Below are 15988 nucleotides of genomic sequence, written 5' to 3' on the forward strand. Positions count from 1 at the left end.
TCACTCCTGAATGTCGTTCAGCTCGCAGTATTCAGCCCAGTCCATGCCCAAAGCCTCGGCAACCTGTTGATGGGTGTTGCGGCGAATGTCTTTGAGTTGCTCCGGGGTTTCGGCAATCAGTTGCGCGGCCAACTCCCACGGTTCAATACCCTGAGCTTCAGCCTCGTCTTCGAAGGCCCACTTGATCTGATCTTCCTGGTCTTTGGCGCTCAAACTCTTGATTTCATCGCGCAGGAGAGGGTTGGTCTCAAGGTATTTGGCTTGAGTAACGTCGTTCCATTCGAGCAGATTCATCGGGTTCTCCGGCAGGTGTGCAGCCAAGTCGACCATCTCCGGCGCAAAGACGCCAAAGTGTCGGGAAGGCGCGATTGTGCGTTATTGACGGGTGAGCTGCCAGTGCCGCCGAGCCTTTAGGGTCGCCCCCGCGAAGATGAGATGCACTGAGTGCTGCACAATATTCGTTGCAAGTCGGGTGTGACCCTTAATGGAGTTTTTGGCTTGAGCAAGGCACCGGGCCCATACCGGCAGTCAATCCGCCATCGCCATCCTCAGTGCTACCGCAGCCTCCAGCAATTTATGCGCTTGAAGCGCCACGCTCGCTGATAATCCTTCGTCGCCAGCGTCCTTTAGCATGAGGACCAAATCCAGCAGCTTTCCGATCTCTGTTTCGATGCTGCGTACGGATTCTGATACTTGATACCGGGGTGAATGTGCCATTGCTTTCTATCTCCGCCGAGCAGGACTCGAATATAGAGCAATGACCGACCGGAAATCACCCCGGCCTGCATCACGCGAGGCATAAACTGCATCGCCCAATGGGGAAGACGTCGTGGCGATCAGAGTGCAGGCGGGTGTTTTGCTTAAGCACATGAAAATTCTGAAAAAACCTTTGCGTTCGTAAAAGCTTTCGACTACATTAGCGCGCCTCGACAGACCAACGGTGTGACGAGATACGGTGAAGTGTCCGAGTGGCTTAAGGAGCACGCCTGGAAAGTGTGTATACAAGAAATTGTATCGAGAGTTCGAATCTCTCCTTCACCGCCAAATTCGCTACAAACGAAACCCCTGAACTCCTTGAGAATTCAGGGGTTTTTCGTTTCTGGCTTTCCTGCTGCGCAGTGTCAATCAATAGCGCTGCTGTCCATCAAGCCCCAAACCCACCATCAATCGTCAAGCTCGCGCCAGTGATGTAGCCCGCTTCAGGGCCTGCGAGGTAGGCGACGAAGCTGGCGATCTCTTCTGCATGGCCATAGCGACCGACGGCCATCAGCGGGATCAGCGATTCCGCGAAATCACCACTTGCCGGGTTCATGTCAGTGTCTACCGGGCCAGGTTGTACGTTGTTGATGGTGATGCCCCGTGGGCCGAGGTCCCGGGACAGACCTTTAGTCAGGCCGACCAGCGCTGATTTGCTCATGGCGTACACACCGCCACCGGCGAAGGGCATGCGGTCGGCGTTGGTGCTGCCGATGTTGATGATGCGACCGCCATCACCCATATGTTTCGCTGCGGCCTGGGAGGCAACGAATACGCTGCGTACGTTGATATCCAGCGTACGGTCGAAGTCTTCCAGGCTGAACTCTTCGAGCGGACCTATTGCGAGCACGCCTGCGTTGTTGACCAGAATGTCGACGCCACCAAAGCTTTCAACGGTGCGGGTGACGGCGTTGCGAATGGCTTCCGCGTCTGCGCTGTCGGCCTTGATCGCCAGCGCCTTGCCGCCTTTGCTGGTGATGCTGTCCTGCAGTTCCTGAGCCTTGGCTTCGGAGCTGACGTAGGTGAAGGCCACGGCGGCGCCTTCTTCGACCAGACGTTTGACGATGGCCGCGCCGATACCGCGTGAGCCGCCTTGAACCAGAGCTACTTTACCGCTGAGAGGTGTGTGCTGGGTCATGTGATTCTCCTGAACAGTTGGGGTGGAAGTTGATGGGGCTCAGTATCCGGCGCAGATTGCATCCTGTGTAGACGGTAATTGGGCTAGTCTGTGTAAACCAAAAGTTTAGAATCCAAGTCATGGAAAACTTCAGCAGCATCGAATGCTTTGTTCGCAGTGCCGAGGTGGGGAGCTTTGCCGAAGCAGCACGGCGTCTGAGTCTGACGCCAGCGGCGGTGGGCAAAAGTGTCGCCAAGCTGGAAGCACGACTGGGCGTACGCCTGTTCCAGCGTAGTACCCGCAGCCTGACGCTGACGGAGGCAGGGCAAAGTTTTCTGGTCGAAGTGAGTGCCAGCTTTGCCACTATTCAAAATGCCGTCGCGAACCTGGCCAGTGCGCAAGGTCAGCCAGCGGGCACGCTTAAAGTCAGCATGGGGACGATATTCGGTCGTCTTTACATCGTGCCGCTGTTGGCGGAGTTCCTGCGTCGTTACCCGGCGATAACTCCGGACTGGCATTTTGATAATCGACAGGTCGATCTTGTCGGTCAGGGCTTTGACGCGGCCATTGGCGGCGGCTTCGATCTGCCGCAGGGTGTGGTCGCACGTAAACTCGCGCCCGCGCATCGAATATTGGTTGCTTCGCCGGGCTACTTGACCGGGCAGCCAGGTATCGTGCATCCAGATGATCTACAGAGACATCCGGGGATTCTTATACGTTCACCACAGACGGGCCGAATCCGCTCCTGGTCGCTGACCAGTCGCGAACACGAGCACAGCCCGTTGAATTTGAAGCCGCGCATGACCATGAGCGACTCGGAAGCGGCTTGTTCTGCAGCCGAGCAGGGCTTGGGGGTTGCGTTAGTCAGCATGCCGTTTGCCGTGCCGTATCTGCGCAGCGGTCAGCTCCACCGGGTGTTGCCCGACTGGTACGTCGATGACGGCAATATCTCTCTCTATTACAGTGAGCATAAATTACTGCCAGGCAAGACTCGGGCATTCGTCGACTTTATCCTCGAACAGTTTGCCCGGCAGGGTCTGGCATCAGCCTTTAGCGCCGTTTAAACCCTCGATAGAGTCAGTTGAAAATGAATATTCACGGCAATGCCGCGCTGTTGATCATCGATATGCAACAAGGTATCCAGCATCCAAAACTGGGGCGGCGCAACAATCCGCAAGCCGAAGAGCGAATGCTCAAGCTGTTGCGGGCGTGGCGTACGACCCATCGACCGGTGATTCATATCCGGCATTTTTCCCGCGAGCCTCAATCGGTGTTCTGGCCTGAGCAATCCGGCGTGGAGTATCAGCCGCAGTTTTCGCCTGTAGACGGGGAGCGAGAGCTACGCAAACAGGTGCCGGATGCATTTTGCAATTCGTCACTCGCACAGTGGTTGAAAGGCGATGCCATCACCCAGCTCGTCATCGTTGGCGTTGTCACCAATAACTCAGTGGAATCCACTGCTCGCACAGGTGGCAACCTGGGGTTTGAGGTCATGGTGCCTCATGACGGATGCTTTACTTTCGACACCACAGATTTCTTCGGCACCCCGCGCAGCGCCGAAGACGTACACGCCATGTCGCTCGCGAATCTGCACGGGGAATACGCCACGGTTGTCGCCAGCGAAGACATATTGCAGCATTTCTGATCAAGGGTTCTGCAGGAACACTACAGAACCTTTGAACCATGGATTGTCTTGCAAGGCGGCCGGAGCAAGCCATTGCCTGTGGCCTGCAAGATCCCGCTGTTCGTCTCTAGACCATTCTCTTGAGCGTGTTGTCTTTGCGCACGAAGTGGTGCCAGATCGCCGCAATTACATGCAAGCCAATGACATAGTAGAAAATTGAACCCAGCAGCTTATGCAGATCCTCCAGAGATTCTGCAAAGCGTTCCGAAATCGGAAACGGGGAGGGGATCAATATTTCTGTCAATGGAACAGGCAGCGCGCCTTTTTCGATCAGAACGGTGAACAACCCCAGCAGCGGTTGCGCAAACAAAAACGCATAAAGCAGGTAGTGAGAGAGCGTTGCGGCGAGCCGCAGAAAACCTTCGAGTGGGGGCGTGATGTCAGGCGGTGCATGACGACGACGCTCGGCAACACGAAAGAATGCCAGCGCCAGCACCAGAATGCCGACCCAAAAGTGGCTTTGTACGGCGAACATACGTAGTTCAGAACCGCGGGCAAACTGTGTGCGACTCAGGATCAAAGCGTAGGCCAGGACGATCAGGATGGCCATGACCCAGTGAAGCCAGCGGGCTTTGTAGCTGTAGCGTGCTGATGAAAGTGTCTTCACGGTGTTTTCCCTTCATGCCAGGTTTTTTATGTGCGGCATTGTTTTGTTTTTGGGCTGCCTGGCTCGGGTTGATCCAGGATTGATAAGTGGGCCCAGCTTCCTTATGACCTTCGGTCAGACCAGTTTGTTAGCGCGGGCAGGTCGTTAAGTGGCTGTGGAAGTGACGTTTTCTTGACCCCTGAGCGCTCAAATTGTTACAGCAATACCCATGCCTGAACGACGCTGTATGCATCCTTGCTGAGGGTGAATGATCATAGCGACACTGCCGCCTTAGGGGTGTCGAAAAAGACTTCGGATTTAAAACGTCGCTAGTTATATCTAATTGTGCTGTTAAAGGTAGTCTTCATGTTTGACAGTTATTTGAATTGGATTCATCTTGATGGTCATGATTTTCGTTATTTTTATCTGAGGCTCGAGTGTCTGATACTTGCGCGGAATTTACTCGGTATTCGATGTTTTTTGTTGGCGCGGGGGCGTTTTACAAGTTTTGAGTGTCGTGCTGTAAGTGTCCAGGTTTTGTGCTTCAAAGAAAACTATTTTATTTAGTGAGTTGTAGACAGTGCTTCATTTGGGCGGTGGCCGCTCGTATGGGGTAGCTAAGCCTGTTGGCTGGCTTTTATAGGGTGAAATAAAAACAACGCTATGAGATCACGCCGGATACGGCGCGGCGTACCTTTATGCCCGCGCTGAAACAAGGAGCATCCAAATGCGTGTCGGGGAAAACAGTAATGGAAAAGAAAAAATTGATGTTAGTGGGCGGTGGAGATTTGTCCCTGCAGATTCTCAAGATTTTGGTCCCCAGAGATGCATTTATCTTTTATGTCGCGGGTCTTGATCTGGAAAAAATAATCCGGAGTTGTAATTTGCTGCGTTTGGGATGCCTGCAGATGGGCGGGATATGCACAATTTATCCAGTGGTTATGGACCTGGCGGAAGGTAATGTCGAGGAGAATGCTCGAATTATTTATCGAATTCGCCCTGATATCATTTTTAATAGTGCCTCTTTGCAGCCGTGGCGATTGATTGGTCATCTGCCCGCTGCGCATTATCAGGCGTTGGATAAAGCCGGGTTTGGACCCTGGCTACCTATGCAGTTAGCGCCTGCCTATGAACTGATGCGTGCGATAAAAAGTTGCGGGTTAAAAGTTTTAGTGATTAATGCGGCATTTCCCGACGCCGTTAATGTTGTGCTTGATAAAGTAGGCATGGCCCCGGACGCTGGTATAGGCGGTTTGGCCAATCTCGTGCCTGTTGTTCGGTTATCGATAGCACGTCTGGCGATGCGTCCCCCCGATTGTGTGCAGGTCCGGCTGGTGGCGCAGCAACACTTCTGCCATCAGGTCGCTCAGATTGGCTTACCCAAAATTGCTCATTATCGACTCATTTATTGGGTCGATAACCGGGAGTACACGGGTGAGTACGACGACGAGGCGATTTTCAATGCTGCGTTCACCCACTTTCGTAGCCTGGGCGGGGTCGATATCAATTTCTTCAATGCGATATCAGCGGTTTCCATGCTTGAAAATCTGTATGCCGCGCATGAAATCATCACCCATGCGCCGGGCCCAAACGGGCTGCCGGGTGGCTATCCGGTCAGGGTAGGAATGGGGCAAATTCTGCTGGCGCTTCCCTATGGGGTATCGCGCAGCGAGGCGATCGATGTCAATCAACAAGGCCAACGGCAGGACGGGATTAGCGCCATACGTGCCGATGGCAGCGTTAGCTTCGAATCCGAGAACATGGCGGTCATGGAGTCCCTGCTCGGCTTCACTGTCTCGAACCTCAAGCTTCAGGACGTTCACCAATGTGCTGCAGAACTGGGGCGCAAATATAAAAGCTTTGTGAACTCGCTCAGTTAGGCCTCAGCCGTAAATCGATAGGGAACCTGTGCCAGTGCCAGGCTTCATATGACTTGAACATTCATGCCTGAGAGCAGATGTGGATCTCGGCCCGGAGCGTGCCAGAGATACCGCGCACTCAGGCGACGCGCATAGCACTGGACCTCGATCATGAGCGATATCCGCATAGGCATCTCCGGATGGCGTTACGTCCCATGGCGGGGTGACTTTTACCCGCCCGGACTGACACAGAAGAACGAACTCAAGTTTGCTTCCCGGGCTGTCAACAGCATTGAAATCAATGGCTCGTTCTATGCTCTGCAGACGCCTGAGCGTTATGCAGGCTGGTATGCCGATACGCCTGATGACTTTGTCTTCAGCGTCAAGGCGCCGCGCTTTATCACTCACGTGCGGCGCTTGAATGAAGTAGAGAACGCCATCGCAAACTTCTTTGCATCGGGTATTTTTCAGCTCAAGAACAAGCTCGGCCCGATCCTCTGGCAGTTTCCGCCTAGCTTCAAGTTCGATGCCGACAAGTTCGAACACTTTCTGGCGTTGCTGCCCCATGACATGAAGCAGGCCAAGCACTGCGCCTCGGGCTGTGACGAAAAAATGCACAAGCCCGGATATCTGGAAATCCCCAAGACCGGCCGGGTGCGTCACGCGGTGGAAATCCGCCACGCAAGCTTCAAGGTCCCGGAGTTCATTACCTTATTACGCAAATACAACATTGCGTTGGTGATAGCGGACACCGCAGGCAAGTGGCCGTATATCGAAGACCTGACCAGCGACTATGTGTATTTGCGTTTGCATGGCGACAAGAAACTCTATGCCAGCGGCTATAGCGACAAGGCCATCAAACATTGGCAGACGCGTATAGACGCGTGGTGCAACGGCTCGCAGCCCGACGATGCGCAGTTGGTCAGCGCCGCGAACGGTCCGAAACGCAAGACCCGAGACATCTATTGCTACTTCGATAACGACATAAAAGTTCGTGCGCCGTACGACGCTCGCCAATTGTTGGAGCGCTTCAATCTCGTCAAAGGGCTTGAAGTGTCCCCGGGCGACCTGCAAGGAGTTGAGTTTTGACCAGTGCCACATCGCCAGTCGGCGTGCGAACAGCCACGCCTGCGAGTACTTCCCTGAATGTGTTGACCATGAACATGCACATGGGATTCGGCTTCCTCAACCGGCGATTTATTTTGCCCGAACTACGCGACGCGGTACGCACAGTGTCTGCCGATGTGGTGTTTTTGCAGGAAGTGCATGGTGAGCATCAGAACCATGCGCAGCGTGTCAAAGGCTGGCCCACGACTACCCAGTACGAGTTTCTGGCTGACAGCATGTGGACCGACTTTGCCTACGGTCGCAACGCGGTTTACCCCCATGGACACCACGGCAACGCATTGCTGTCCAAGTACCCGATCAGTTATCACGAGAACCTCGACATATCGATCCACGGCACAGAGGAGCGCGGGTTATTGCACTGCGTCCTGGAGGTGCCGCATCACGGTCAGGTCCATGCGATCTGCGTGCATCTGGGGTTGCGTGAACATCATCGTCTACAGCAGTTAAAGCTGCTCGCAGAGCTGCTGGCCCGGTTGCCGGAAGGGGACGCCGTGATCGTCGCCGGTGACTTCAACGATTGGCGTCAGCGCGCAGATGCAGCCTTGGAGGGCACGGGGTTACAGGAAGTTTTTGTTGAGCACTTCGGCGCTCCCGCGAAAAGTTTTCCTGCGCGCTGGCCGTTACTTCGGCTGGACCGCATTTACATACGTAATGCCACGAGCGATCGGCCCAAAGTATTGTCCAATCGTCCGTGGTCCCATCTTTCAGATCATGCACCGCTGGCAGTGGAGGTTACCTTATGAGTGATCAGGCGAATAACCACGGGCACTGGCAGGAAGGCAACTCGGTTGAGTTGCTCATTAACGGTGAAGATTATTTCAGCCGGGTTTTCGAGTGTATTCGCGCGGCACGCAAGGAAGTGCTGCTGGAGACGTTCATTATTTTTGAAGACCGGATTGGCGAGGCGCTGCAACAGGCGCTGATCCAGGCGGCAACTAACGGCGCGTATGTGGTGGTCACGGTCGACGACTATGGCACCTCCGACCTGAGCAAGTCGTTCGTCAGCCGCATGTTGGCTGCGGGCGTGCATATCCAGCTTTTTGACCCGCGTCCTCGCTTGATGGGCATGCGCACTAATCTGTTCAGGCGTCTGCACCGCAAAGTCGTGGTCATCGACGGCGAGCTGGCGTTCATTGGCGGCATCAACTACAGCGTCGATCATATGAGCGACACCGGGCTGACCGCCAAGCAGGATTACGCGGTGATGGTGCGGGGTCCCATCGTCGCTGACATTCATCATTCTGCTTTGCGTCTGCTCAGCGAGGGCGTGCGAGCCAAGGTTCCGGCCTTGCGTGTGGCGACCCAACATGCCGGCAGTGCACGAATGCTGTTGTGCGAACGCGACAACGAAGAACACACCACGGACATCGAAGAGCAGTATTTACTGGCGATTCGTAATGCAACCCAGCGGATCACCATCGCCAACGCCTACTTCTTCCCCAGCTACCGTTTTCTGCGCGAGTTGCGCAATGCGGCGCGGCGCGGCGTCAAGGTCACGCTGATTCTGCAAGGCCAGCCGGACATGCCGTTCGTGCGGGTCTGTTCGCGACTGACCTACACCTACTTGCTACGTGACGGGGTGAAAATTCATGAATACACCCAGCGCGCGCTGCACGGCAAAGTCGCGCTGATCGACCGTGAATGGTCCACCGTTGGCTCCAGCAACCTTGACCCGTTAAGCCTTGCGCTGAACCTTGAGGTGAACCTGTTCATTCGCGATCAGCAGCTCAATCAGCATCTGCATGAGCACCTGACAGGACTGGCTGCGGCCCATAGCAAGGAAATGAGCTTGAAGGGCGCCGCGCGCGGTCAGTGGTGGCGCGCGCCGATGATCTTCTTGTGCTTTCACTTCTTGCGACACTTTCCGGCTATTGCCGGTTTGTTCCCGGCTCACGGCATGCGCCTCAAGCCACTGCGCACCGCTGATGTGATTCCCGAAGCCAGCGTTATTCAGGACGAGCAGAACGGTGTTGCGCAAACGCTGCAGTCGGGCCTGCGATCAGATCAGGAGAAGTCGTTATGAGCCAGTCTTATGAGGCCGCGACCGACTCGTCAGCGGATAAAGTCCAGAACAAGCATGGCAACAAATGGAAGTGGGCCAAGCGTGCCTTCAATCTGTTTTTCTTTATTGCCGTGCCGGTCTTGCTGTTTCTGCTGGTCAAGAATCTCGACTGGCAGGAGGTAAAGCAGGCGCTGCAGTCCTACAAGTTCAGTACCCTGGCCTTGGGCGTGGTCATTGCGCTGTGCAGCTACCTTACCTATTGCTGCTTTGATGTATTGGCGCGGTTTTATACCGGGCACAAACTGGCGATCAAGCAAATCGTGCCGGTGGCCTTTGTTTGCTACGCGTTTAACCTCAACCTCAGTTCCTGGGTCGGCGGGATCGCTTTGCGCTATCGCCTGTATTCCCGGCTTGGGCTGGATGTGCCGACCATCACCCGCGTTTTGAGTCTGAGCCTGATCACCAATTGGCTGGGCTACATGATATTGGCGGGTAGCGTTTTCTCCATGGGCTTTCTGGAATTGCCCAAGGACTGGGCGGTAGGTTCAGGAACCCTGCGGCTGATCGGTGTAGCGCTGCTGCTGGTGTCCGGTGCCTATTTGCTGGCCTGCCGCTTCTCCAAGCGTCGCTCCTGGACGATCCGTAAACAGGAAATTAACTTGCCATCGCTGAAGCAGGCGTTGCTGCAAGCGAGCCTTGGCGCGCTGAACTGGTCGCTGATGGCGTTGGTGATCTACACGCTGTTGCCTGAGAAGGCGTTTTATCCTGCAATCCTCGGGGTGCTGTTGATCAGCAGTATCGCGGGCGTCATCACCCATATTCCGGCGGGGCTCGGGGTATTGGAAACGGTGTTTATCACCCTGCTGCAGGGCCAGTTTTCCAAAGGCACGTTATTGGCGGCGTTGATTGGCTATCGCGCCATTTATTTCCTGCTGCCGCTGATGATTGCCGTAGTGGTTTATCTGGTGCTTGAGAAGCGCAGCAAGAAGATGGGGGAGAGGAATCAGGCGCAATCCGGGGAGGGATGATCAACTGCTTGTCGAGCGTGTTTGATCGCTAGGCACCCGGCGCATTTTCAGCGTTGCCGTTCAGGCTCGGGTGCCGTGCAATCAGGCGTGTGGAGCAACAGCCTCAGCGATACTCACAAAGATAAGCCGTGTCCACAGCGACTTTCAGCTGGAACTTGCTATTGGCCGGTACGTTGAAAAGACTGCCGGTCTCGAAGGTTTCCCAATCAGTGCTATCTGGCAGCTTTACGCTCAGGCTGCCGGAAATGACGTGCATGATTTCCCGTTGCGCAGTACCGAACTCGTATTCACCCGCGGCCATGACACCAATTGTGGCTTGCCCTTCAGGTTGAGTGAATGCAATGGATTTAACAGTGCCGTCGAAGTACTCGTTGACTTTGAACATGGCGATTCCTCGATAAGGGCTGAAAATTGGGCGGCCAGTATGCCGAAGCGAATTCTCCTCGTCACCCGCTTTAGAACGCGCGTGCCATTCAGTTGGGAAGAATCAGCGGCAGCAGGCGTGCCGTGTTTCGAGCATCCACCAGAGCGCGGTGCTGTTGACCGTGAAATTGCATGCCGGCCAGTTGCAGCGCGCCGTTCAGCCCTAAAGGGCGTTGCAGGTGGCGCTCTTTGGCGAAGCGTTGTTTCAGGTTCACGTGGGGCACACTGCTCAGAAAGCTTGTCAGTTGGTGCTGCCGCCATTCCTGCTCAAGCTGCTGGCGATCATAGTTCCCCCAACTCGCCCAGCCCACCACCCGTGCCTGATGATGGCTGATCCATCGCTCAAAGGCCGGCCACACCGTAGTCAGTGGCGCTGCGCTGTCGATGTTGCTTTGGCTGATATGAGTCAGCTCCTTGCAAAAGCTCGTCAGCAGAGGCCGACGCACCGGGCGCACGAAGCGTTCGAAATGATCCAGCTCACGGCCGTCCTGATTGACGAGCGTCGCCCCGATTTCGATGATCTCCATTTCTGCTACAGGCCAGCCGCCTTCTTCGGTCGTGGCCTCCAGATCAATCACCAACCAGTGCGGCATCTGAAGCTCCTGTCCAAGTCATTGATCCATTCGGACCAAGCGTAGCTACATTCAGCCGGATACGTCTATCGGCGCGACCTCGAGCACCAACAGTAACTGGCCCTGGCTGACGGTTGCGCTCTCGCTGACTAATACATCGACAATCGATCCGTCCATCGGTGCCCTGATCGTGCCCCAAAGGACAATATTCGGACTGGCGATGGTGTCATGCGTCCGGTCTGTCATTGCGGGCAGCGGGGCGTTGCTGAACATCTCGCGGATACCGGCTTGTTCGAGCTTGCCGAGCAAGTGCTTGGTTTTTGAGGTGGTGAAAACGATTTCGGACGACCGTTGATCTGCGACTCCACTCTTTATTTATTGGCCTAGCGCTTGCTCGGTTGCGCTAGCAAGCATAGATTGCGGGGCTTGCGGGAGGGTTTTGCAAGACGGTTGGATTTTGTAGGCGCTTACGAGCAGCACCAGCTCCTGCAAGATATGGAAGTGGGATCAGGCGTTTCGTGTGTGAGCTGGAGGAAAGCGAACTTGAACGAGCAGCAAGCTTTACAGGTCATGCGCGATTTGGTCGACGCGGGCCAGCTCACTGACCCGCAAAGCGCCCGGGGCAAGTTGTTGCAGGTCTCTGCGCACCTGTTCCGCCACAAAGGTTATGAGCGTACAACCGTGCGCGATCTGGCTAGCGCGGTGGGCATCCAGTCGGGCAGCATCTTTCATCACTTCAAAAGCAAGGACGAGATCCTGCGTGCGGTGATGGAGGAAACCATTGTCTACAACACCGCCTTGATGCGCGCTGCGTTGACTGAAGCGAACGCCGTGCGCGAGCGGTTGCTGGCGCTGATCCGCTGCGAGTTGCAGTCGATCATGGGGGGGAGCGGTGAAGCCATGGCGGTGCTGGTTTACGAGTGGCGTTCATTGTCGCCGCAAGGCCAGGCGCAGATTCTGGCGTTGCGTGATCTCTACGAACAGTTGTGGCTACAGGTACTGGGCGAGGCTAAGGAAGCCGGTTTCATCAAGGGCGATGTGTTCATCACCCGGCGCTTTTTGACGGGCGCGCTGTCCTGGACCACTACGTGGTTCAGACCGCAAGGCAGCATGACACTGGATCAATTGGCCGATGAAGCCTTGATGATGGCACTTAAGGACAATTAAGGCTGCATTGCTCTATTTGCTGATAGTCTTAACACCAAAAAACACCTAGGGTTGACCAATTTCAGGGGTGCGCAGTCTTGGATTTTTTGTCTGGGCGAACGGTTTCGCGGGCCTTGTTGGTAAGCGCCGCAGCACTGCTGGCATTTCCGGTGAGTGCTGCACAAGTAGTAAAAATCGGTGCGGCGCATTTCCCGCCCTACACCATCCGACCGGAAAAAGGCGCAGACACCGGTTTGCTGCCTGAACTAGTCGCTGCCCTGAACGCTGCTCAGCAAAACTATCAGTTTGTGCTGGTGCCGACGTCGATTCCTCGTCGCTTTCGTGATTTCGAGCAAGGGCGCATCGACATGGCGATCTTTGAGAATCCCGAGTGGGACTGGCAGACGATTCCCCACGAATCGGTCGACATGAAACTCGAAGATGCGGAAATTTTCGTCACGCGCAAAGTCGAGGGCCGGGGGCAGAGTTATTTCAATGACTTGCAGGGCAAGCGTCTCGCGCTGTTCAGTGGCTATCACTATGCGTTTGCGCAGTTCAATGCTGATCCGAAGTACCTCAGCGAACACTTCGATACCACGTTGACCTATTCACATGACAGCAACCTGCTGATGGTCATGCGTGACCGCGCCGACATTGCGCTGGTCACGCGCTCGTACCTCAGTGATTTCATGGCGCGCAACCGCACCGAAGCTGCTCAGTTGCTGGTATCGGAGCGGGTCGATCAAACGTATCGGCATTTTGCCCTGCTACGTCCGAAATCGCCGATAAGTGCCGCGCAATTCGAAGACCTGCTGCAGCAACTGCGCGATAACGGGCAGATGCTGAAGATTTTCCAGCCTTATCGAATAGCCGTACTGCCACTGACCAGCAATCGGGCCGTGGCAACCGAGCCTAATCACGCAACACGCTAAACGAAAAAGACGGTGCTTGTTGGCACCGTCTTTTCTGTTCTAGCGATCTTTGGCCTCTTTGGCATCCATCTCGGCATTGCGCTCGTGGACGCGTTTGAGTTGCTCGTCGGTCAGTGGCAGCTTTTGCGCAGACTGGCGCAAGACCATCAAACCGCCCACGATCGAACCAATTGCAACCAGCAGAATTAACCAGGCATACCAGGGCATAGGGCTCTCCTTTTTATGTAACCGTTTGAGCAGCAGCGCCGCTCAATGGTTCAAGTCTAGTCCTGTGCCCTGTGTGCGTGGTTATTTAAAGCCCGGTGAGCATCGCATCAGCCGGCGCATCGGCGCGTGATTGCGCCGTCAGGCTGAAGTAGACGAAGCCCACCACCATGAAACCGAGGAAGATCAGGCCGATCAGAGCGTTGAACCAGGCCATCGCAATCAGGCACACCACGGCGAGCGCCAAAGCAATGCCAGGCACGATCGGGTAGCCCGGCGCGCGGAAGGTACGTTCCAGACCTGGTTCGGTCTTACGCAGTTTGAACAGGCTGAGCATGCTCATGATGTACATCACAATGGCGCCGAAAACCGCCATGGTGATCATCGCTGCGGTCAGGGTCAGACCGTTGAGGTTGATCAGACCATCGCTGTAGATCGCTGCAATACCGATCAGGCCGCCCGCGATGATTGCGCGGTGTGGCGTCTGGAAGCGCGACAGTTTGGCCAGCGAGGAGGGCAGATAACCAGCCCGGGCCAGCGCAAAGAACTGTCGCGAGTAGCCCATGATGATGCCGTGGAAACTTGCCACCAGACCGAACAGACCAATCCAGACCAGCATGTGCAACCAGCCGGAGTTTTCCCCGACCACGGTTTTCATTGCCTGTGGCAGCGGGTCGTTGATGTTCGACAGGGTGCGCCAGTCACCCACGCCACCTGCGAACAGCATCACGCCCATGGCCAGCACCACCAGCGTCAGAATACCGCTGACGTAAGCCTTTGGAATGGTGCGCTTCGGGTCTTTGGCTTCTTCAGCCGCCATGGCCGCACCTTCGATGGCCAGGAAGAACCAGATTGCGAACGGGATGGCGGCAAACATACCGGCAATTGCCGGCGCACCAAAGGTGTCAGAACCGGCCCAGCCGTTAAGCGCGAAGTTGCTGAAGCTGAACGCCGGGGCAACCACACCCATGAACACCAGCAGTTCGGCCACCGCCAGGATGCACACCACCAACTCGAAGGTTGCAGCCAGCTTCACGCCGAGGATGTTCAGGGTCATGAACACAATGTAGGCGCCAACGGCGGCATGCTTGGGGTCGAGCGCCGGAAACTGCACGTTCAGATACGCACCAATGGCCATCGCAATGGCTGGGGGCGCAAACACGAATTCGATCAAGGTCGCCAGCCCGGCAATCAGCCCGCCTTTTTCCCCGAATGCTCGACGGCTGTAGGCAAATGGTCCGCCCGCGTGTGGGATGGCAGTAGTCAGTTCGGTAAAACTGAAGATGAAGCAGGTGTACATCAGCGCAACCATCAGCGATGTGACCAGGAAGCCTAATGTTCCGGCAACGCCCCAGCCATAACTCCAGCCGAAGTACTCACCGGAGATCACCAGCCCCACTGCGATCCCCCATAAATGGAGTGTGCCCAGCGTGGGCTTGAGTTGAGTGTTCATGTGCAGCTCCCTGGAGTCTGTGGAATCATCGAAACATCCTGTTGCAGTCGCCATGCCACTCACTGAACCATAGTCGTATTGGTCCAAAATGCGTCGTTCGCAGAACGGTTCTCGTTTGCGCAGGGCAAGTGGGGGCAGCTTTGGTGCGGGCAGGGCGCTGTAATGTCCGCTTTAGGGCGTATTCATTGGGGAGAATCGATTCAGTACAGCGGTTCGATTACCGTCTGCTGTAAGGTTCGGATACAATGCGCGCCGATTTCGACCTACCAGAGAACCCGCTCATGTCCGCCTGCCAGACTCCTGTCATCGTCGCCCTGGATTTCCCGACCCGTGACGCCGCTTTGAAACTGGCTGACCAGCTGGACCCCAAGCTGTGCCGCGTCAAAGTCGGCAAAGAGCTGTTCACCAGCTGCGCTTCGGACATCGTCGAAACCCTGCGCGACAAGGGTTTTGAAGTATTCCTGGACCTCAAATTCCACGATATCCCCAACACCACCGCGATGGCTGTGAAAGCTGCGGCCGAGATGGGTGTGTGGATGGTCAACGTGCATTGCTCGGGTGGCCTGCGCATGATGGCGGCCTGCCGTGAAGTGCTCGACCAGCGCACCGGCCCGCAACCGCTGCTGATCGGCGTGACCGTGCTGACCAGCATGGAGCGCGAAGACCTGGCTGGCATCGGTCTGGACGTCGACCCGCAGGTACAAGTGTTGCGTCTGGCTGCGCTGGCTGAAAAGGCTGGCATGGACGGTCTGGTGTGTTCCGCACTGGAAGCTCAGGCGCTGAAAGCTGCCCACCCGACGCTGCAACTGGTCACCCCCGGCATCCGCCCAAGCGGCAGCGCCCAGGACGACCAACGCCGCATCCTGACCCCGCGTCAGGCGCTGGACGCAGGCTCCGATTATCTCGTCATCGGCCGCCCGATCAGCCAGGCGGCCGACCCGGCCAAGGCGCTGGAAGCGGTTGTGGCTGAGTTGGGGCTTTAACAGCAATTCGCTTGAAACCGAGGCGACCTTATCGCTGGCAAGCCATGCTCCCACAGGGGGAATGCGACTTCCTGTGGGAGCATGGCTTGCCAGCGATGCAGGCGCCTCGGTCTAC

The 15988-nt window shown here is 56.0% G+C and carries 19 protein-coding genes and 1 tRNA gene; 11 read left to right on the top strand and 9 right to left on the bottom strand.

Going from position 1 to position 15988, the window contains the following annotated elements; translation table 11 throughout:
* Both ABRP31_RS08445 and ABRP31_RS08450 read right to left on the bottom strand, forming a co-directional pair.
* Window positions 1-294 carry a DUF6388 family protein gene (locus ABRP31_RS08445; protein ID WP_349970544.1) on the bottom strand — a complete coding sequence of 98 codons (294 nt, stop codon included), beginning with the start codon at window positions 292-294 and terminating at the stop codon, window positions 1-3.
* 234 nt (window positions 295-528) lie between these two features.
* On the bottom strand, window positions 529-717 hold the full coding sequence (locus tag ABRP31_RS08450; protein WP_349970545.1) for a hypothetical protein: 189 nt from the start codon (window positions 715-717) through the stop codon (window positions 529-531).
* 237 nt (window positions 718-954) lie between these two features.
* On the opposite strand from ABRP31_RS08450, the gene ABRP31_RS08455 reads away from it, so the two are divergent.
* Window positions 955-1044, top strand: a tRNA-Ser gene (locus tag ABRP31_RS08455).
* A 100-nt stretch (window positions 1045-1144) separates the two neighbouring features.
* Here ABRP31_RS08455 and ABRP31_RS08460 read toward each other — a convergent pair.
* Entirely contained in the window at window positions 1145-1894 is a 750-nt protein-coding gene (locus tag ABRP31_RS08460; protein ID WP_349970546.1) for a 3-oxoacyl-ACP reductase family protein, read from the bottom strand.
* Between the two features lie 119 nt (window positions 1895-2013).
* On the opposite strand from ABRP31_RS08460, the gene ABRP31_RS08465 reads away from it, so the two are divergent.
* Together ABRP31_RS08465 and ABRP31_RS08470 are read left to right on the top strand one after the other, a co-directional pair.
* Complete coding sequence (locus tag ABRP31_RS08465; RefSeq protein ID WP_349970547.1) at window positions 2014-2937, top strand: LysR family transcriptional regulator; 924 nt, start codon at window positions 2014-2016, stop codon at window positions 2935-2937.
* A 23-nt stretch (window positions 2938-2960) separates the two neighbouring features.
* Complete coding sequence (locus ABRP31_RS08470; RefSeq protein ID WP_349970548.1) at window positions 2961-3518, top strand: cysteine hydrolase family protein; 558 nt, start codon at window positions 2961-2963, stop codon at window positions 3516-3518.
* A 106-nt stretch (window positions 3519-3624) separates the two neighbouring features.
* On the opposite strand, the gene ABRP31_RS08475 is transcribed toward ABRP31_RS08470, so the two are convergent.
* Window positions 3625-4164, bottom strand: coding sequence for a cytochrome b (locus ABRP31_RS08475; RefSeq protein WP_349970549.1), 540 nt, complete (start codon window positions 4162-4164; stop codon window positions 3625-3627).
* Window positions 4165-4892: 728 nt separating this feature from the next.
* On the opposite strand from ABRP31_RS08475, the gene ABRP31_RS08480 reads away from it, so the two are divergent.
* The 5 genes from ABRP31_RS08480 to ABRP31_RS08500 all read left to right on the top strand — a co-directional run bounded on the left by ABRP31_RS08480 (window position 4893) and on the right by ABRP31_RS08500 (window position 10160).
* Window positions 4893-6023, top strand: a complete 1131-nt coding sequence (locus ABRP31_RS08480; protein WP_349970550.1) for a hypothetical protein — start codon at window positions 4893-4895, stop codon at window positions 6021-6023.
* Window positions 6024-6173: 150 nt separating this feature from the next.
* Window positions 6174-7091 carry a DUF72 domain-containing protein gene (locus tag ABRP31_RS08485; RefSeq protein ID WP_349970551.1) on the top strand — a complete coding sequence of 306 codons (918 nt, stop codon included), beginning with the start codon at window positions 6174-6176 and terminating at the stop codon, window positions 7089-7091.
* The gene (locus tag ABRP31_RS08490) at window positions 7088-7873 is read left to right on the top strand and encodes an endonuclease/exonuclease/phosphatase family protein (protein WP_372489344.1); all 786 of its coding nucleotides are present in this window, start codon (window positions 7088-7090) and stop codon (window positions 7871-7873) included. The genes ABRP31_RS08485 and ABRP31_RS08490 overlap by 4 nt, the downstream gene beginning before the upstream one ends.
* The gene (clsB, locus tag ABRP31_RS08495; protein ID WP_349970552.1) at window positions 7870-9153 is read left to right on the top strand and encodes a cardiolipin synthase ClsB; all 1284 of its coding nucleotides are present in this window, start codon (window positions 7870-7872) and stop codon (window positions 9151-9153) included. The genes ABRP31_RS08490 and clsB overlap by 4 nt, the downstream gene beginning before the upstream one ends.
* Complete coding sequence (locus ABRP31_RS08500) at window positions 9150-10160, top strand: lysylphosphatidylglycerol synthase domain-containing protein (protein ID WP_349970553.1); 1011 nt, start codon at window positions 9150-9152, stop codon at window positions 10158-10160. Before clsB ends, ABRP31_RS08500 begins: the two co-directional genes overlap by 4 nt.
* Before the next feature lie 103 nt (window positions 10161-10263).
* Here the strand turns inward: ABRP31_RS08500 and ABRP31_RS08505 are convergent, their stop codons facing one another.
* The 3 genes from ABRP31_RS08505 to ABRP31_RS08515 all read right to left on the bottom strand — a co-directional run bounded on the left by ABRP31_RS08505 (window position 10264) and on the right by ABRP31_RS08515 (window position 11428).
* Complete coding sequence (locus ABRP31_RS08505) at window positions 10264-10545, bottom strand: pyrimidine/purine nucleoside phosphorylase (protein ID WP_087267139.1); 282 nt, start codon at window positions 10543-10545, stop codon at window positions 10264-10266.
* 88 nt (window positions 10546-10633) lie between these two features.
* Window positions 10634-11176 (bottom strand): exonuclease domain-containing protein, encoded by a 543-nt coding sequence (locus tag ABRP31_RS08510; protein ID WP_349970554.1) that lies wholly within the window; start codon window positions 11174-11176, stop codon window positions 10634-10636.
* Between the two features lie 51 nt (window positions 11177-11227).
* Window positions 11228-11428, bottom strand: coding sequence for a biotin/lipoyl-binding protein (locus ABRP31_RS08515; protein WP_372489345.1), 201 nt, complete (start codon window positions 11426-11428; stop codon window positions 11228-11230).
* Window positions 11429-11698: 270 nt separating this feature from the next.
* On the opposite strand from ABRP31_RS08515, the gene ABRP31_RS08520 reads away from it, so the two are divergent.
* Both ABRP31_RS08520 and ABRP31_RS08525 read left to right on the top strand, forming a co-directional pair.
* Entirely contained in the window at window positions 11699-12322 is a 624-nt protein-coding gene (locus tag ABRP31_RS08520) for a TetR/AcrR family transcriptional regulator (RefSeq protein WP_349970555.1), read from the top strand.
* A gap of 86 nt (window positions 12323-12408) precedes the next feature.
* Window positions 12409-13233, top strand: a complete 825-nt coding sequence (locus ABRP31_RS08525) for a transporter substrate-binding domain-containing protein (RefSeq protein ID WP_087267386.1) — start codon at window positions 12409-12411, stop codon at window positions 13231-13233.
* Window positions 13234-13272: 39 nt separating this feature from the next.
* Here the strand turns inward: ABRP31_RS08525 and ABRP31_RS08530 are convergent, their stop codons facing one another.
* Window positions 13273-13440 carry a DUF2897 family protein gene (locus ABRP31_RS08530; RefSeq protein ID WP_122664846.1) on the bottom strand — a complete coding sequence of 56 codons (168 nt, stop codon included), beginning with the start codon at window positions 13438-13440 and terminating at the stop codon, window positions 13273-13275.
* An 85-nt stretch (window positions 13441-13525) separates the two neighbouring features.
* Window positions 13526-14890, bottom strand: coding sequence for an ethanolamine permease (gene eat, locus ABRP31_RS08535; protein ID WP_087267150.1), 1365 nt, complete (start codon window positions 14888-14890; stop codon window positions 13526-13528).
* Window positions 14891-15171: 281 nt separating this feature from the next.
* On the opposite strand from eat, the gene pyrF reads away from it, so the two are divergent.
* Complete coding sequence (gene pyrF, locus ABRP31_RS08540) at window positions 15172-15873, top strand: orotidine-5'-phosphate decarboxylase (protein WP_167384334.1); 702 nt, start codon at window positions 15172-15174, stop codon at window positions 15871-15873.
* Window positions 15874-15988 lie beyond the last annotated feature (115 nt).

The sequence above is a fragment of the Pseudomonas caspiana genome, assembly GCF_040224095.2.
Taxonomy (GTDB): domain Bacteria; phylum Pseudomonadota; class Gammaproteobacteria; order Pseudomonadales; family Pseudomonadaceae; genus Aquipseudomonas; species Aquipseudomonas caspiana.

What these genes read in the sequence shown, in the direction of transcription:
- ABRP31_RS08485 (WP_349970551.1), top strand. Translation starts at nt 6,174, where the DNA reads ATGAGCGATATCCGCATAGGCATCTCCGGATGGCGTTACGTCCCATGG.
- ABRP31_RS08445 (WP_349970544.1), bottom strand. Translation starts at nt 294, where the DNA reads ATGAATCTGCTCGAATGGAACGACGTTACTCAAGCCAAATACCTTGAG.
- ABRP31_RS08500 (WP_349970553.1), top strand. Translation starts at nt 9,150, where the DNA reads ATGAGCCAGTCTTATGAGGCCGCGACCGACTCGTCAGCGGATAAAGTC.
- clsB (WP_349970552.1), top strand. Translation starts at nt 7,870, where the DNA reads ATGAGTGATCAGGCGAATAACCACGGGCACTGGCAGGAAGGCAACTCG.
- ABRP31_RS08470 (WP_349970548.1), top strand. Translation starts at nt 2,961, where the DNA reads ATGAATATTCACGGCAATGCCGCGCTGTTGATCATCGATATGCAACAA.
- ABRP31_RS08460 (WP_349970546.1), bottom strand. Translation starts at nt 1,894, where the DNA reads ATGACCCAGCACACACCTCTCAGCGGTAAAGTAGCTCTGGTTCAAGGC.
- ABRP31_RS08510 (WP_349970554.1), bottom strand. Translation starts at nt 11,176, where the DNA reads ATGCCGCACTGGTTGGTGATTGATCTGGAGGCCACGACCGAAGAAGGC.
- ABRP31_RS08530 (WP_122664846.1), bottom strand. Translation starts at nt 13,440, where the DNA reads ATGCCCTGGTATGCCTGGTTAATTCTGCTGGTTGCAATTGGTTCGATC.
- ABRP31_RS08505 (WP_087267139.1), bottom strand. Translation starts at nt 10,545, where the DNA reads ATGTTCAAAGTCAACGAGTACTTCGACGGCACTGTTAAATCCATTGCA.
- pyrF (WP_167384334.1), top strand. Translation starts at nt 15,172, where the DNA reads ATGTCCGCCTGCCAGACTCCTGTCATCGTCGCCCTGGATTTCCCGACC.
- eat (WP_087267150.1), bottom strand. Translation starts at nt 14,890, where the DNA reads ATGAACACTCAACTCAAGCCCACGCTGGGCACACTCCATTTATGGGGG.
- ABRP31_RS08465 (WP_349970547.1), top strand. Translation starts at nt 2,014, where the DNA reads ATGGAAAACTTCAGCAGCATCGAATGCTTTGTTCGCAGTGCCGAGGTG.
- ABRP31_RS08515 (WP_372489345.1), bottom strand. Translation starts at nt 11,428, where the DNA reads ATGTTCAGCAACGCCCCGCTGCCCGCAATGACAGACCGGACGCATGAC.
- ABRP31_RS08480 (WP_349970550.1), top strand. Translation starts at nt 4,893, where the DNA reads ATGGAAAAGAAAAAATTGATGTTAGTGGGCGGTGGAGATTTGTCCCTG.
- ABRP31_RS08450 (WP_349970545.1), bottom strand. Translation starts at nt 717, where the DNA reads ATGGCACATTCACCCCGGTATCAAGTATCAGAATCCGTACGCAGCATC.